At 67.6% G+C, this 15,041-nt stretch carries 10 protein-coding genes; 4 read left to right on the top strand and 6 right to left on the bottom strand.

Features of this window, described 5'->3' with window-relative positions:
• Positions 1-233 precede the first annotated feature (233 nt).
• On the bottom strand, positions 234-5,318 hold the full coding sequence (locus KSS94_RS26260; protein WP_217843675.1) for a trifunctional serine/threonine-protein kinase/ATP-binding protein/sensor histidine kinase: 5,085 nt from the start codon (positions 5,316-5,318) through the stop codon (positions 234-236).
• Between the two features lie 256 nt (positions 5,319-5,574).
• Here KSS94_RS26260 and KSS94_RS26255 point away from each other — a divergent pair, with 256 nt between their 5' ends.
• The 3 genes from KSS94_RS26255 (at position 5,575) to KSS94_RS26245 (ending at position 7,633) form a co-directional block, all read left to right on the top strand.
• Positions 5,575-6,567, top strand: coding sequence for a response regulator (locus KSS94_RS26255; RefSeq protein ID WP_217840924.1), 993 nt, complete (start codon positions 5,575-5,577; stop codon positions 6,565-6,567).
• A 23-nt stretch (positions 6,568-6,590) separates the two neighbouring features.
• Positions 6,591-6,941 (top strand): response regulator transcription factor, encoded by a 351-nt coding sequence (locus tag KSS94_RS26250; protein WP_217843674.1) that lies wholly within the window; start codon positions 6,591-6,593, stop codon positions 6,939-6,941.
• A gap of 287 nt (positions 6,942-7,228) precedes the next feature.
• Positions 7,229-7,633 carry a DoxX family protein gene (locus KSS94_RS26245; protein ID WP_217840923.1) on the top strand — a complete coding sequence of 135 codons (405 nt, stop codon included), beginning with the start codon at positions 7,229-7,231 and terminating at the stop codon, positions 7,631-7,633.
• A gap of 53 nt (positions 7,634-7,686) precedes the next feature.
• Here the strand turns inward: KSS94_RS26245 and KSS94_RS26240 are convergent, their stop codons facing one another.
• The 3 genes from KSS94_RS26240 to KSS94_RS26230 form a co-directional block, all read right to left on the bottom strand.
• On the bottom strand, positions 7,687-8,703 hold the full coding sequence (locus KSS94_RS26240; protein WP_217840922.1) for an alpha/beta hydrolase: 1,017 nt from the start codon (positions 8,701-8,703) through the stop codon (positions 7,687-7,689).
• 31 nt (positions 8,704-8,734) lie between these two features.
• Positions 8,735-8,980, bottom strand: a complete 246-nt coding sequence (locus KSS94_RS26235; protein ID WP_217840921.1) for a DUF2790 domain-containing protein — start codon at positions 8,978-8,980, stop codon at positions 8,735-8,737.
• Positions 8,981-9,171: 191 nt separating this feature from the next.
• Positions 9,172-10,659 carry a YifB family Mg chelatase-like AAA ATPase gene (locus tag KSS94_RS26230; protein WP_217840920.1) on the bottom strand — a complete coding sequence of 496 codons (1,488 nt, stop codon included), beginning with the start codon at positions 10,657-10,659 and terminating at the stop codon, positions 9,172-9,174.
• Between the two features lie 174 nt (positions 10,660-10,833).
• On the opposite strand from KSS94_RS26230, the gene KSS94_RS26225 reads away from it, so the two are divergent.
• The gene (locus KSS94_RS26225) at positions 10,834-11,100 is read left to right on the top strand and encodes a type II toxin-antitoxin system RelB/DinJ family antitoxin (RefSeq protein WP_217840919.1); all 267 of its coding nucleotides are present in this window, start codon (positions 10,834-10,836) and stop codon (positions 11,098-11,100) included.
• A 25-nt stretch (positions 11,101-11,125) separates the two neighbouring features.
• On the opposite strand, the gene KSS94_RS26220 is transcribed toward KSS94_RS26225, so the two are convergent.
• Both KSS94_RS26220 and KSS94_RS26215 read right to left on the bottom strand, forming a co-directional pair.
• Entirely contained in the window at positions 11,126-12,928 is a 1,803-nt protein-coding gene (locus tag KSS94_RS26220; protein ID WP_217840918.1) for a M48 family metallopeptidase, read from the bottom strand.
• A 4-nt stretch (positions 12,929-12,932) separates the two neighbouring features.
• The gene (locus KSS94_RS26215) at positions 12,933-14,930 is read right to left on the bottom strand and encodes a DUF4034 domain-containing protein (RefSeq protein ID WP_217840917.1); all 1,998 of its coding nucleotides are present in this window, start codon (positions 14,928-14,930) and stop codon (positions 12,933-12,935) included.
• Positions 14,931-15,041: the final 111 nt, after the last annotated feature.

Genomic DNA, 15,041 nt, shown 5'->3' with positions numbered 1-15,041 from the left:
GAGAACTGGTCTCGTAGATGCGCCACGATCTCTGTGGGAAGCGGCCTTGCCGGGGCGCCGTCCGGTCGAGATGGGCTGCGCAGCAGCCCCGGCAATTTTGCATGAAGCCGAGACCTTGGGGCCGCTTCGCAGCCCATCTCGACCGGACGGCGCCCCGGCAAGGCCGCTTCCCACATGGACCGTGTTAAATCAATACGTTGTAGTGTGTTCTATGAGCGCCGGCAAGCCGGCTCCTACAGAGGGGCAGCAATCGGGATGCTGAAGCGGATGCAGCACCCACCCAGCTCCGAGCCCTGCGCCTGCAACTGCCCGCCATGGGCCTGCACCACCGAGCGGCAGATCGCCAAACCCATGCCCAGCCCGCTGCTCTTGGTGCTGTGGAACGCCTCGAACACCTGCTCGCGGGCCTCGGCCGGGATTCCCGGGCCGTTGTCGTCCACTTGCACCTGCACTTCGCTGCCGGCCACGGTGGAGCTGATACGCACCACGCCGTCGCCGCGAAAACCCGCCAGCGCCTCCAGCGCGTTGGTGATCAGGTTGAACACCAACTGCTGGATCTGCACCGGGTCAGCCTGCACGCAGGCGTTGGCGTCCAGCTGTGCCTGTACCTTCACCGCACTCTTGTGCGCATCGGCCGAGGCCAGGCGGATCACCTGCAGGATCACCTCGTCCAGCTTCAACGGCTTGAACTGCATCGGCGCCTGCCTTGCCAGCGAGCGCAGGGCGCGGACGATGTTGGCCGCGCGTTCACTGTCGGCGCGGATGTCTTGCAGCCCGGCGATGGCCTCGTCTAAATCAGGCTGCTCGCGCTTGAGCCAGCGCAGGCTGGCCGCAGCGTTGGAGGCAATACCCAGCAACGGCTGGCTGATTTCGTGGGCGATGGACGCCGACAGCTCGTTCATCACCTGCAAATGCGCGCTGCGCGCAAGCTCGCTGCGCGAACGGCGAAGCTCGGCTTCCATCTGCGCGCGGGTCTGGTGGTCTTCGGCCAGGCGCGTATAGAACTTGGCGGTCTGCAACGACACCGCCGCCTGGGCGGCAAGAATTTCCAGCATGGCCAGGCGCTGGCCGCCGAACAGGTTGGGCACCAGGCGGTTTTCCAGGTACACCAGGCCAATCAGCACCCCCTGGATCACCAGCGGCAGGCACAACACCGAGCGTGCGCCGCGGGCGTGCAGGTCGTGACGGAAGGCCTCCGGGCAATCGGCCTGGGCATCGTGCAGCAGCAGCGGCTTCTTGGTGCGCAGGGTGGCGTTGACGATCGAGCGCGGCGCCTGGGTCATGAACTTCTGGCACTGCTCCATGCTCACCCGCAGGCCGTTGTCATCGATGTCGGCCAGGGCGGCCATCTGGAACTCCGCACCACTGACTATCAGCAGCGCGCCATGGTCGGCACCGGCGTGTTGGGTGAGCTGGCCCATCAGGGTTTCGATCAGCCCTTCGAGCAGGGTTTCCTCAGACAGCGCGCGCGCCGCCTCGATGCCGGCTTCAAGGTCGAGGCTGGCCTGGGAGCTGGCGCGGAAGGTCTCCTGGACCGGCTGGGTGCGCAGGAACGGGTGCAAGGTTTCCAACTGTCGCACCTTGCCGGCCGCACCCCAGATATGGAAGCAGTCACGGGCGATGCGCAGGTGCAGGTTGGCGCCCGATATCAGCCCGCTGGGAATGCACACCTCGGCCAACTGTTCGTGGGCGATGGCCTGCTCGTGGATGAAGCCTGCGGCGGTGGCGGCGATCTGCGCCTGGTCGAAGCAGCGGATGGCCGACAGCCCGTCACCTTGCAAGCGCGCCACCAGCCCTTCGATCAGCAGCACCTTGTTGCGGAAGGTGACCGGGTTGAACTGCGCCCAGCGGCTGAACCGCTGGTGCAGTTGGCCCAGCCGCTCGAGCTTCTCGTCCAGTGTGCCAGGGGCCTCCGGGCTGCCGAGGGTGAGGGCCTGGAACAAGTGGAAATCGGCCAGGTTGATGTGTGCCGGGGCCGCCCAGGCATGCTCGCCGGCGCAGGCAAGCTGGGCGCCGGCCTGGCGGATATCACCAAGGTAGAACGCCGCCATGCCGGCGAACAGGCACTGGAAGAAGCGCGTGGTGCACGAACGGCCGGCGTCGGTCAGCGCTTCGCTGCCGTCGCGCTCGGCCCGCGAGCGGGCGCCGGGTGCGTCGCACAGGTCGGCGACGAAGGCCTGCTGGGCCAGCAGGATGTGCTCGATATCGCGGTAGCCATAACCGCGCACGGTGGCCAGGCCGCGCTCGATCTCCTGGCCCACCTCACCCAGGTGCTGGCCCATCACCAAGGCGTCGGACACCGCGTGGTTGCAGGCGTAGCAGGCCATGGCCAGGTCGCCGGAAAGGCCTGCCGAATCGATGGCCTCCAGCGCCGTGCGCCGGGCAAAGGCCATGGGTGAGGTCCAGGCACTGACCTGGTCCAGGGCCAGCAACGCGCTGGTCAGGTCGCATTCGACGCCATGCCGCTCGATCAGCCGAAGCGCCGCCAGGCAATAGGCGTGGCCGTCGTGGTAGGCGCCGAAACGCTCGGCGCACATCACCCCGAACCAGGCCAGGCCGTAGGTGCTGCCGGGGGCCACGCCGTGGGCCAGGGTCAGCTCGAGGATGTGCGCCAGGTGCAGGAAGCGGATGTCGTCGGGCACGAAGAACGACGACGACAGGGTGGCGAGCAGGGCGATGGCCACTTCCACCTCTTCGTCTTGCGCGCGTGGGAGTGCCTCCAGGCAGTGGCGGCCCTGTTGCTCGATCTGTGCGCGAACCTGCGCGTAGCGGTCCTCGACCTGCTGCGGCTGGTCTGCGCGGGGCAGGTCCAGGCCCAGCAGGCGCAGGCCGCTGAGGGCGTCATCGATCGCGCCTTGGTAATCCGAGCGCAGGGTCTTGAGGCGGGCCTGTAGCTGGTACGCGTTGGCGCGCTCCAGCGGTGTGCGCGCGCACTGGTGGCATTGGCCGATACCGGCCTCGGCCTCGGCCATGCGCGAGCGCAGCATGTTGCATTCGGCGGCCATGCGGGCGAGGGCGAAGGCATGGGGCGCGGTTGGCGGGCAGCGCTGCTGCAGGGCTTGTGCGGTTTGCAGGTAGCCGGCGGCCTGCTCGTGGGACACCGCATCGCGGGCTCGGGTGGCGGCGCTCAGCAGCAGCGGCAGCAAGGCTGCGCATTCTTCGCGGCTGAAACTGTCGGGGGCGGCGCGCTGCAACTGGTTGGCCAGCTCGAACAGGCCATCGTGCGGGGTGTCGCCCCAGGCCTGCCACATGGCCCGGGCGATGCGCGCATGTTGCGCTGCGCGCTCATGGGCTGGGGTGAGCTGGTAGGCGGCTTCCTGCACGCGGTCGTGGGCAAAGCCCAGGCCCTGGGCGCTGGATGACAGAAAGCCTGCATCCAGCAAGGCTTTGAGCCGGCCGTCCAGGCGTTCCAACGGCTGGGCTATCAGCCGGCGCAGCAGTTGCGTGTCGAAGCGCCCGCCCGCCGCCCCGGCCACGCGCAGCAGCTCGCGTTGGCCTGAAGGCAAGCGCGCCAGGCGCTGGACCATCAGGTCGGCGACGTTGTCGGCGTAGCGATGGCGGGCCACCGCTTCCAGCGACCAGCACCAGCGCATGGCCTGGGTGTCGAAGGCGAACAGGCGGTCCTCGACCATCGCCCGCAGTATCTGCCGGACGAAGAACGGGTTGCCGGCGGTCTTGGCGTGCACCAGTTCGGCCACCTGCTGCGCCTCGCTGGCGCTGACGTAGTAGCGCGTGGCAATCAGCTCGACGATGGCGGCAACCGGCAGTGGCTGCAGGTTCAGGCTCTGGCAGCGCAGCGCCGTGGGGGTGGTGGGCAGCTCGGCGAAAGGCGCTGCTGCGTCATCTGCTTCGCGGCGGCTGGCCAGGATCAGCAACAGGCCGCCTGGTGGGCGGGCCAGCAGTGCATGCAGCAGGTGGCGGCTGGCGTCGTCGGCCCATTGCAGGTCGTCGAGGAAGATCGCCAGCGGCCGCCCCGGGCTGCTGAACACTTCAAGGAAGTCGACGATGGCGCGGTGTTGTTTTTCCAAGGCCAGGCGCGAGGGTTTTTCGGGCAGGCCGCTGCTCGGACCGATGATCAGTTGCAGGTCCGGGGCCAGGGTATTCAACAACTGGCCAGAGCCTTTGACCCGCTGGCGGATGTCCCGGCCAATGGCGTCCAACTGCTGGCTGCCTTGCGCCAGCAGTTGGGTGGTCAGGGTGCCGAGGATGTCGATCCATGGCGCATAGGGCACGGCCTGTTCCAGGCTGTTGCACTTGCCGCTGGCCCAGTGGCCGTTGGCGTGGGCTTTCAGTGCGGCCAGCACCAGGCTCGACTTGCCCATGCCGGCGGCACCGCTGACCAGCAGGCCGCGGGCGCTGCGCTCGCGACGCAGCTCGTCGAGCAGGCGGGCGATGATGCGTTGTTCATCGGCGCGCCCGTACAAGCGCTCGCCGGTGGCCGGCACCAGGTCGGCGCAGCCAGGGGTGAAGGGCGCGATAGCGGCGTTGGCGGCCCATTGCCGCTGGCAGTGCGCCAGGTCGATGGCCAGCGCTTCGGCGCTCTGGTAGCGGGCATCGGGCTCCTTGGCCAGAGCCTTGGCGAGAATCTGGCTGATGGGCGCGGGCAGTGTCGGGTCGATGTCGCAGGCCGGTTTTGGCTGCACGCCGGCGTGCAGTTGGCGCCAGTGCTGGGTGTCGCGCCCGGCCAGTGGCAACTCGCCGAGCAGCAGTTGGTAGAGGATTGCCGCCAAGGCATAGATGTCGCTGCGCCGGTCGGTGCTGGTGCCGTGGGGGCAGATCTGCTCCGGGGCCAGGTAGGCCCAGCCGTCAGCCTGGGCACTGCCGATTTCGCTGGGGTCGGCGCGAAAACCGCCGATGCGCACCTGGCCGTTGTCGTCGAGCAGCAGGTGGCGCGGTTGCAGGGTGCCATGCAGGGCATTGCCCTGATGGGCCAGTGCCAGGGTGCGGGCGGCGTTCACTGCCAGCGGCAAAAACCGTTCAAGGCCTGCACGGCCCTGGGCGATCATGTCGGCCAGTGATTGGCCTGCCGGGTACACCAGCAGGGGGCCTTCGGGCGAGCGCACGAAGGCTGCGGGGAGCACGGCCCAGGCCGGATCCAGCGCCAGCCGGTAGTCGCGCTCCAGGCGCTGGCAGGCGGCCGGGGACTCCACCGGCGCGCGGATAGCCAACCAGGCCTGGCCGGCCGTGGCGTCGAGCAGGCGAAAGTGGCAGAGCTCACCGTCCTGGCGCAATGGCACCGGGGTGCAGCGGCTCAGCCAGTGTTCGTCTATCGACGGATCGTTATCGATGGACACGTGAACGAGGCGTTCATCGAGCATCATGGCACCCCTTTGCAACCGACATCCTGGCCGCGAGTATACGGAGCGCTCGGGCGACGAAATGCGGCGCAGGGCGGCTTGGCAGGAACGGGAACCATTCTGACTGTTATGGCCCCCTCGTGCGCCGGCATGGTGCGCGGGGCTGTGTATAGTCCAATGACCCTGTTATCCCTCGGGATAATTGTGCCTGCGCGCCTGTCGGCACTAGAGTGCCCCGGGCCACACAACCGCCCAGCCCGCGAGAGTCGAGGACGCGATGATCCGAATAGGCAAAGCCATGGTGTCGCTGGAGCGGCGCGAAGCCTTCCGTGACGGCCAGCCGATCCCGTTGGGCGGCCGTGCCTTCGAGGTGCTGGCCACCCTGGTACGCGCCAATGGCCGGGTGGTGAGCAAGGACGAGCTGTTCAGCCAGGTGTGGGCGGGTACGGTGGTCGAGGACAACAACCTGCAGGTGCAGGTGTCGCTGCTGCGCAAATGGCTGGGTGACAAGAAGGTGATCCAGACCGTGCCGCGGCGCGGTTACCGGCTGCTGGCCGACCTGGCGCCGGATGCCTCGATGCTGGCCTCGGGCCGCAGCGGCTACAGCCTCGACAGCGAGGCACCGGAGCCCGACGGCGCAGCCGTGCATGTGCTGGTGGTGGACGATGACGTGTCGGTGCGCACCGCCCTGGGCCGCCTGCTGCGCGCCGAAAATATCCCGCATCGCCTGTATGCCTCGGCCGAAGAGCTGCTGGAGCAACAGTGGGACAACCCCTATGCCTGCCTGTTGCTGGACATCAACCTGCCGGCCGCCTCGGGCCTGGAGCTGCAGCATGCGCTGCGCCGCCTCGACCTGCCCTGGCCGATCGTGTTCATGACCGGCTACGGCACCATCCCGCTCACCGTGCAGGCCATGCGTGCCGGGGCGTTCGAGTTTCTGACCAAACCCTTCGACGAGCACCAGTTGCTGGCGCTGCTGGACAGCGTGCGCGCCCGTGCGGTGCTTGCCGGGCGCGACTGGCGCCAGGCCCGCCAGGTGCGCGACAAGTACCAGCGCCTGACCCCGCGTGAGCGCGAGGTGTTCGCGTTGGTGGTGGAGGGGTTGTCGCACAAGCAGATCGCCCGGCAGATCGGCACCAGCGAAGTGACCACCAAGGTGCACAAGAAGAACATCATGAACAAGATGCAGTCCCGCTCGCTGGTGGAGCTGGTGGCCATGCACCAGGTCGTCGCGGGTGATGGCCGGGCTGTCGACCAGGGCGCGGCATGAACACAGCGGGCGCCAAGCTTCGGGTGTGCATCGTCGACGATGACGCCTCGGTGCGCAAAAGCCTGTGCAACCTGCTGCGCTCGCTGGGCTTCGAGGCATACCCGTTCGCCGATGGCGAGGCGTTTCTGGCCTCGCCCCTGGCGGGCGAGGCCGATTGTGCGCTGGTGGACCTGAAGATGCCCGGGCGCAGCGGCCAACAGGTGCAGCGCGAGCTGGCGCGGCGCGGTTACCGGCTGCCGGTGATCGGCATGTCGGCGCACTGGGACCCGGCGGCGCGGGAGCTGACGATGGGGCAGGGCGCGGTGGTGTGCCTGGGCAAGCCGTTCAGTGAAGAGGCGTTGTTGCGGGCGGTGGAGTTGGCGTTGCAGCAGTAGGGCCAAGCCGAGGTTCGTTGGTTCACGCGGTCCCTTGGAGCGGCCTTGTGCCGCGAAAGGCGCGCGTAGCGGGCCCAGGATTTGCGCATCATGCAAGATTGCCGGGGCTGCTTTGCAGCCCATCGCGACACAAGGCCGCTTCCCACAAGAATCGAGTCGCCTTTTAGAAATTGAGTAAGACAGTTGCTCCTACAGGGGGCGCGGTTGTGCAACTTGAGCACATCTGCTCAAGCCTTCATCCTGCCATGCGGGCACAGTCCGTCGTTTCGACTGCCGAGCCCACCGCCATGCCCACCTTCGACTCCCCCAGGCTCACCGCCTTCGGCCTGCTGTTCATGCGCATCGCCGCAGCGGTGTTGCTGCTGTTGATCCACGGCCTGCCCAAGCTGCTCAACTGGTCCACCGAACTGCAGCATATCGAAGACCCCTTCGGCCTGGGCGCTACCCTGACCCTGGGCCTGGCGGTATTCGCCGAGGTGCTGTGCCCGATCCTGCTGATACTGGGCGTGTTCGCCCGCCTGGCCTGCCTGCCAGTGCTCGCCGTGTTGCTGGTGGCGCTGGTGGTGGTGCACCCGGACTGGAGCCTGGAGCAGGGGCAGTTCGCCTGGTTGCTGCTGGTGTTGTTTGGCGGGTTGGCGTTGACCGGGCCGGGGGCGTGGACGTTGGCCGGGGTGCTGGCGCGGCGTCGATAGGCATGACTGGGGCCGCTTTGCGGCCCATCGCAGGCAAGCCTGCTCCTACAGGGCTATTGAAGGTGCTTTTTCAGCGCCTGCGCTGCCTGGTCCATCGCACTGCGCGTGCCCGGCACCTGGCTCAATACATTGAGCAAGCCAAAGTCATGGATCATCCCGTTGTAGCGCACCGCTGTCACCGGGACGCCGGCAGCGCCGAGCTTGCGGGCATAGGCTTCGCCTTCGTCGCGCAGCACGTCCATTTCGGCCGTTTGCACCAGCGCCGGCGGCAGGCCTTGCAACTGCTCCAGGGTGGCCCGCAGCGGGGAAGCATGGATGTCATCACGCTGGTGCGGGTCGGTGGTGTAGCTGTTCCAGAACCACTGCATCATGTTGCGGGTGAGAAAGTGCCCCTCGGCAAACTGGTTGTACGAGCCATTGTTGAAGTTGGCGTCGGTCACCGGCCACAGCAGGGCCTGGAAGCGCAGCTTCGGTGTACCGGCTTCCTTGGCCTTGATTGCCACTACCGCAGCCATGTTGCCGCCGACGCTGTTGCCGGCCACCGCCAGGCGGCTGCCGTCCACGCCGATCTCCCGGCCATGCTCGGCAACCCAGCGGGTGGCGGCGTAGGCCTGATTGATGGCGGTGGGGAACTTCGCCTCTGGCGATGGCGTGTAATCGACGTACACCGCTGCCGCACCAGAGCCCACCACCAGGTCGTGGATCAGCCGTTCGTGGGTGGGGTAGTCGCCCAGCACCCAGCCGCCGCCGTGGAAGAACATGAATACCGGCAACTCGCCCTTGGCCCCGGCAGGCCGCACCACGCGGATTTCCAGCGGCTGGCCATCGGCCTGGATGGTGCGGCGTTCCACCTGAATGCCCGCCAGGTCAACCTTGACCCCGGCCTGGGCGCCGCTGAGCACGGCTCGGGCATCTTTCGGTGCCAGGGTTTCCAGCGGCTTGCCGCCACCGGCGGCGAGGGCCTCGAGGAAGCCTTGGGTGGTGGGCTCGACACCGGGGCTACCGGCGGCGAAGGCGCTGTTTACGGCCAGGGCCAGCAGGCCGGCGGTCAGGGTGCGGGACAGCTTCATGGTCTTGCTCCTCTGCTTGCGAGCCGGCGGCTCAGTTCTGGTTGCTGGCGGTGGTGGGTTGGCTGTAGCTCACGGCGCGCAGCTGGCCACTGCTGTCGCGGTAGGTGAGGGTGGCTCGGCTGGCGTGGCCTTGGCTGGCGGCCTGGGTGTCGACGGCGATCACCTGGGCGATGTCCAGGTCCATGCCGTAGTGGTACGGCGTGGCTTCGGTGGCGAAGGCGCCGGCGCTGGTGGCGAGGGTCAGGGTGGCGGCGGCGAGGATTTTGTTGAAGGTCATGATGGTTCTCCAGAAGGTGCTGAGTAGGTTTGGCGACTGCTTGCTGCGTGAGTTGAATATTGCGCGCAAATAGTTAGTGCGCAAAATATATTTCAGCTATCAGCCCCATAGAGCCCCCTGTAGGAGCCGGCTTGCCGGCGATCACCGCCAACGGCGGTGCCAGGCTTGGCAGCAGTGTGGGTTGTACGGCCCTAGGATCCGGGTCGGTACTGCAGTGCCTCTGCCAGATGAGCCCGGGTAATGCCCTCGGCTCCTTCAAGGTCTGCCAGCGTGCGCGCCACCTTCAGCAACCGGTGCGCTGCCCGCAGCGACAGGGTCAGGCGCTCGCACGCAGTCTCCAGCCAGGCCTGGTCGGTGGCCGACAGGGCGCAGTGTCGGCGCAGGCCATCGAGGGCCAGAAAGGCATTGGCGCAGCCCTGGCGGCGTTGCTGCAGCTCGCGGGCCGCAGCTACCACCTGGGCAACGCTGGCACTGGTCTCGCCGCTGGGCTGGTTGCCCAGCACGGTGTTCTCCCGAGCCACGGTCAGGTGCAGGTCGATGCGGTCGAGCAGTGGCCCGGACAGTTTGTTGCGATAGCGCTGGATCTGCTCCGGGCTGCACCGGCAGCGGCCGGTGGGGTCGCCGAAGTAGCCGCAGGGGCAGGGGTTCATCGCCGCCACCAGCTGGAAGCGGGCCGGGAAGCGCACCCGGTCGCGGGCCCTGGCCACCACGATTTCGCCCGACTCCAACGGCTCGCGCAGTACTTCAAGTACCCGCCGCTCGAATTCCGGCAACTCGTCGAGAAACAGCACCCCGTGGTGCGCCAGGGTGATCTCACCTGGTTGCGGGCGGCTGCCACCGCCGACCAGTGCCGGGCCGGAGGCGGAGTGGTGCGGGTGGCGGAACGGCCGCTGCGGCCAGCTGTCGAGCGGGGCGTGGCCGCTGACCGAGCGGATCGCCGCCACTTCCAGCGCCTCGCGCTCGTCCAGCGGTGGCAGCAGGCCGGGCAGGCGGCTGGCCAGCAGGGTCTTGCCGGTACCTGGGGGGCCGGTGAACAACAGGTTGTGCGCGCCGGCGGCGGCCACCAGCAGGGCGCGTTTGGCGGCGGCCTGGCCCTGTACTTCGCACAGGTCGGGGTAGGGGCGATGCTCCAGCAGCAGGCCGTTGGCAGCATAGGGCGGCAACGGCAGTTGCCCGCTCAGGTGGGCCACCAGCTCTTGCAGGTGCCCCACGGCATACACCACCAGCCCGCCCGCCAGGCTGGCCTCTTCGGCATTCTCCCGCGGCACCACCAATGCCCGCCCGGCATCCCGCGCGGCCAGCGCGGCGGGCAGCACTCCCTGCACCGGGCGCAGGGCGCCCGACAGCGCCAGTTCGCCCAGGCATTCGATGTCTTCGAGGGTGGCCAGCGGTACCTGGCCGTTGGCGGCGAGTATCCCCAGGGCGATGGCCAGGTCGTAGCGCCCGCCGTCCTTGGGCAGGTCGGCGGGGGCGAGGTTCTGGGTGATGCGTCGGGCCGGGTACTCCAGCCCCGAGTTGACGATGGCGCTGCGCACCCGGTCCTTCGATTCCTTGACCGTGGCTTCCGGCAGGCCGACCAGGGTGAGTGCGGGCAGGCCGTTGGCCAGGTGGGTTTCGACGCTGACAGCAGGCGCCAGCACGCCGACCTGGGCGCGGCTGTGGACGAGGGCGAGGGACATGGGCACTCCGTGGTTTGCCAGAAGGGGCCGCTTCCTGCGGCTGGCAAAGCTTAGTGCTGCTGGCGGGGGGTAAGCCGGAAAGAGTGCTTCGAGGTTTTGCTGGCGGGCAGGGCGCATGCCGTGACGGATACACTGGCAACTTCGCTTTCCCACCAGCAGATACCTGGAGGATCAATGGCCAAGACAGAAGTCCTGAGCATCCACATCGATAGCCAGCTCAAAACTCAAGCAGCAAGCGTTCTGGCCGAGTTGGGCATTACCAGCTCGCAGGCCATCCAGATGTTGTTTTATCAGGTGGCGAGGACCAGAACGCTGCCGTTTGACGTCACCTTCGCGCGGCTCAATGAGCGTGCCCGGCAAGCCATGACAGAGCATGATCAGCCGCACACCCTGCGCATGCATGAAAACGTAGAGGCGTTGTTCAAGAGCCTGGGCGTTTGAGCTTCAAGCGGCGGTTGCTGCGAATCTATCCTTGATCATGCAACGCACACCGCGCATCACAATGTTCCAGCATCGGGTCAAAGGCATCGAGCATCAGTGCCTCCAGCGGCAGGTCGACCCGTGGCAGAACGCGGTCCAGCGCTACCTGGCAGTACTGGCGTTCGTAGTGGGCTTCGCCAGTGATGCGTTGCAGCAAGCGCGACAGCGCCGTCGACGGCGGCTTGATCAGCAGCAGGTGCTGGTTGGCGCCGGTCTCGCGCAGCAGCCATACGCCTTCGGCCTGGGACAGCAGGGGCGCCAGGGTTGCACTCAGGCGCTGCAGCTGCGGGGCTGAAAGGCCATGGTGTTCGTAGCTTGGCGCCTGTTCGCTTTGCTGCACCAGGCTGTCGGCCTGGGCGCGCAAGGCTTGTGCTGCTGCCCAGTCCTGCCCGCGCAGGGCTTGCTCGGCCATGTGATGCAGGGCGCTGACCTGGTAGTAGCCCGGCTGCTCGGCCAGGGGCTGCCAGCAGGTGGCGGCGCCGGTGAAGTCGCCTTGCTCTTGCAGCTTCTGGGCGTGCTGAAACATCAGCCAATGATGCGCCGGCTCCATGGCCAGGCCCTGTTCGAGCCAGGGGCCGCGCTCTTCGGCCGGCACCTGCAGGCAGTCTTCGAGCCAGGCCAGGCGTGCCATTTCGTCGACACTGAGCGCGCGCAACGCACGCTTGCTGAACAGGCCATGCGCTTCACCGCGCTGCGCACGCCGGCGTTGGCTGGCTTGTGCATGGCGCTGCTGGAACTGCTCGGCGCAGCGCTCGTCCATGGCCTGGGCCAAAGCCTGATGTTCGGCCCCCAGCCACTGCTGGGCGGCGCTGGCTGAGGGGCGCTGCCAGGCGATCGGTGCATGCTGCGCATCGCTGTCCACCGCCAGGGCTTGCAGGCGCTGGGCCAGGCTGGGATGGGTGGAATGTTCGTCTGCTTCTTCATCCAGCGCATCATGCAGCCAGGTGCAGGCCTGGGCGCGGTCCAGCGGCTCGGCCAGGGCCTGGCCGCGGGCCAGTTCGACGAAGTGCCCGCTGTCGGCGGCGGCGTAGCGCTGTGGCCAGAACGCCCGGCGCAGCGCGCGGGACTGGATGCGCAGGCCGATCAGCGCCTGGGCCATGGGGATGCTGCCGCAGGCTTGCGCGGCCTCGGCATCGGCCTGGTACTCGCAACTGCGGGCGAAGGCGAAGCTGGCCTCGAGCAGGCGCGGCACGTACCAGGCAACGAACAGGCGCAGCGGGGCGTGGGCCAGACCGATGTGTTTTTCGGTGCGTTCACCCAGTGCCCGCCAGCGCTCACGGGCAAAATACAGGCGGCTGCTGTAGCGGCCATGGCGCTGGGCGATATGGGCGAACTCGTGGGCCAGCACGGCGGTGCAGGCGGTGGTGTCGAGGGTTTCCAGCAGCGGCAGGCCCAGCACCAGCACGTTGTGGGGGCGGCCGAACAGTGACGCGCGTTGGCGAATACTGGCGTTGAAGCCCTCGTCCAGGTACACCGCGTCCGGCATCGGCGCGCCCAGGCGCGTGCGCACCTGCTCGACGGCTGTGGCCAGGGCGGGGACGGCATGGGCCTGCAGTTCGATACCCGGCGCCTCGTCGTCATCGCGGCGGCTGAATGCCTGGCGGGCGATCGACCAGCCCATCAGCGGCGACGGCAGGGTCAGCGCCGCTGCCAGCCAGCCGGCCCAGCCCGGCAGCAGCCAGGCGAGCAGCGGTAACAGGCAGAGCAATACGCTGAGGGCAATCAGGAAGCCTTCGCCGAACCACAGCCAGGCGTGGATGCGCAGCCGTTCGCTGAAGGTTGCGGCCATGGCCTCAGCGGGCCTCTGGTGCTGGCGGCAGTTCGCCCGGGACGAACTTGCCTTGGGTCAGGAAGGCCTTGATGGCGGTGAAAATCGACAGCAGGCGGTTATGCGAGTTGTACACCCGTTCGGCGATTTCGATGATCTCTTCGCTGTCTTCGTTGATCTGGTGCCCGCGGGTGGCCCACTGCATGGCGGCGAAGCGGTTCTTGCGCGGCGCGCCGCGGCCTTCGAGCCAGGCCAGGGCGATTTCGGCGCAGGCGCGTCCGGCGACCCAGTCGTGGCTATGGTCGTATACCGACAGCAGGTAGCGCAGGCCCAGTTCGTGGTCCACCGGCTCGCCGTAGCGGCGCAGCAAAATGCCCAGTTGCACTTTGGCGTGGCCGTCGGTCTGGTCCTCGCCCATGGCGTCGATCAGCAGCTTCCACACCTCCACCCGGGCCACCGGGTCGTGCATGTCCTCGTTGTTCATGCGATCGCGCGCCAGGTTGTACTTGCTGACCTTGCAGCCGGCCTCGGCGGAGCGCTTGAGCCAGTAGTCGGCCTTGTGCGCGTCGATGTACTGCTCGGGGGTGTCGTTGAACCAGCCGCGGTGCACGTCGTACAGCGCGCTGGCAGCATCCACCCGGCCGAGGTCGGCCAGGCGCTGCCACAGGAAGCAGGCCACCGGGTGCAGGCCGGCATGCCAGATCATGCGGGGTATTTCTTCGAGGTCGAAACCGAAGCCCTCGCGCCCGTTCTGGCGCTTGGCGGCGGTTTGCAGCCATTGTTCGGCAAGCTCCGGCGAGCGCTCGAAGCCCCACACGCCGAACTGGTGCCCGGCGGCGCGCAGGGCGCAGGCGGCGGCGTAGTTGCTCAGGGCGCTGAGCCGTTCGATGGCGTTCTTGAAGGTGTTCTGCGGGTCGGGTTGCGGGTCGTACAGGCTGATGTACACCAGGCTCCAGAAAGGGTCGCCGAGGTTGCCCACCCAGCCTTCACCCGGGTACAGCGCGACGCTCTGGCTGTAGCACTGCATGGCCTCTGGGTGGTTGTTCAGCGAATAGCGCTGGAACGCCCCCTCCCAGGCCAGCAAGGTGGCGCGCTCCAGCGGGCGCAGTTCAAGCGGCTTCCAGTAGTCGAACACCTCTTGCCAGGCGGCGACTTCCTCGCTGTCTTCGGCCTTGGGCAGCTCGATCTGGTCCTCGAAGATCAGCCAGCGAATGGCGTTGCGTTGGGCTTCGCTCCAGCTGGCGGTCAGCGGGCCGTCGGCCAGGCCGTCGATGTCGTCGTAGCTGCCGCCCCAGCGTGGCTTGAGGTAGGCGGCGTGGGTTTCGACGGCCTCGAAGCAGTTGGGCATCCATTGCATGGCGCACAGCAGCCAGTAGTCCTGCGGGCGCTCGAACTGATGGGCTTCACGGGGCGGCAGGACGGCGGGCAGCGCCTGCGGCACTTCGGCGGGGGCCGCAAGCTCGTAGCGTTCGAGGTAGCCGCGGGCGGTGGCGAGTGCTTCTTCCTCGGCGTGCTCGCCCGGGCGGTAGCTGGCCGGCTTGCCCTGGAACAGCTCATGCAGCCAGCCGGGCTCGTTGAAGTGTGCGCAGATCTTGATCAGGCAGATGGCCGCAGCCACCGGCCGAGGCGACAGCTGCATGGCCTTGAGCAGGTGCACGGCGGCCAGCTCGCAGGCTTGCGCCGCGCCCAGCCAGCGCTCCTGGGTAACCTCGGAGGCCACGTTGAAGGTGCGGATGAAGGTCGCCCGGTCGAAGGCATGCATGCCCATGACCAGGTGGGCGTGGTAGCTGCCCGGGCAGGCTTCGATCCAGCCCTTGAGCACGCGGGTGAGGTCCTTGCCGATCTGGTGGTCCCAGTCGATCAGCATGTGCCCTTCGATGACTTCCGAGTACAGCGGCACCTCGCCTGGCGCGGCTTGTTGCCATTGGTTTTCGAGGTCTTCGCAGAACGCGGTGAGTTCGTTGAATGCGCGGGCTTGCGCCAGTTCACGCAGGTGCTGGCGGGTGCTGGAAAACAATTGCAAGGGGAGGGCTACCTTGTAAGTCCATTTAACAAAGGTGTGAACCGGGTCACATACTGGCTAATGGTCATTATTCCGAAGCCCGCGCAGTGCGTAAAGCATGCAAGGCGCGGG

Source organism: Pseudomonas fakonensis (assembly GCF_019139895.1).
Classification (GTDB): Bacteria; Pseudomonadota; Gammaproteobacteria; order Pseudomonadales; family Pseudomonadaceae; genus Aquipseudomonas; species Aquipseudomonas fakonensis.
This window is presented reverse-complemented; position numbering and strand designations above follow the sequence as displayed.

What these genes read in the sequence shown, in the direction of transcription:
- KSS94_RS26235 (WP_217840921.1), bottom strand. Translation starts at nt 8,980, where the DNA reads ATGACCTTCAACAAAATCCTCGCCGCCGCCACCCTGACCCTCGCCACC.
- KSS94_RS26240 (WP_217840922.1), bottom strand. Translation starts at nt 8,703, where the DNA reads ATGAAGCTGTCCCGCACCCTGACCGCCGGCCTGCTGGCCCTGGCCGTA.
- KSS94_RS26225 (WP_217840919.1), top strand. Translation starts at nt 10,834, where the DNA reads ATGGCCAAGACAGAAGTCCTGAGCATCCACATCGATAGCCAGCTCAAA.
- KSS94_RS26230 (WP_217840920.1), bottom strand. Translation starts at nt 10,659, where the DNA reads ATGTCCCTCGCCCTCGTCCACAGCCGCGCCCAGGTCGGCGTGCTGGCG.
- KSS94_RS26245 (WP_217840923.1), top strand. Translation starts at nt 7,229, where the DNA reads ATGCCCACCTTCGACTCCCCCAGGCTCACCGCCTTCGGCCTGCTGTTC.
- KSS94_RS26220 (WP_217840918.1), bottom strand. Translation starts at nt 12,928, where the DNA reads ATGGCCGCAACCTTCAGCGAACGGCTGCGCATCCACGCCTGGCTGTGG.
- KSS94_RS26255 (WP_217840924.1), top strand. Translation starts at nt 5,575, where the DNA reads ATGATCCGAATAGGCAAAGCCATGGTGTCGCTGGAGCGGCGCGAAGCC.
- KSS94_RS26260 (WP_217843675.1), bottom strand. Translation starts at nt 5,318, where the DNA reads ATGCTCGATGAACGCCTCGTTCACGTGTCCATCGATAACGATCCGTCG.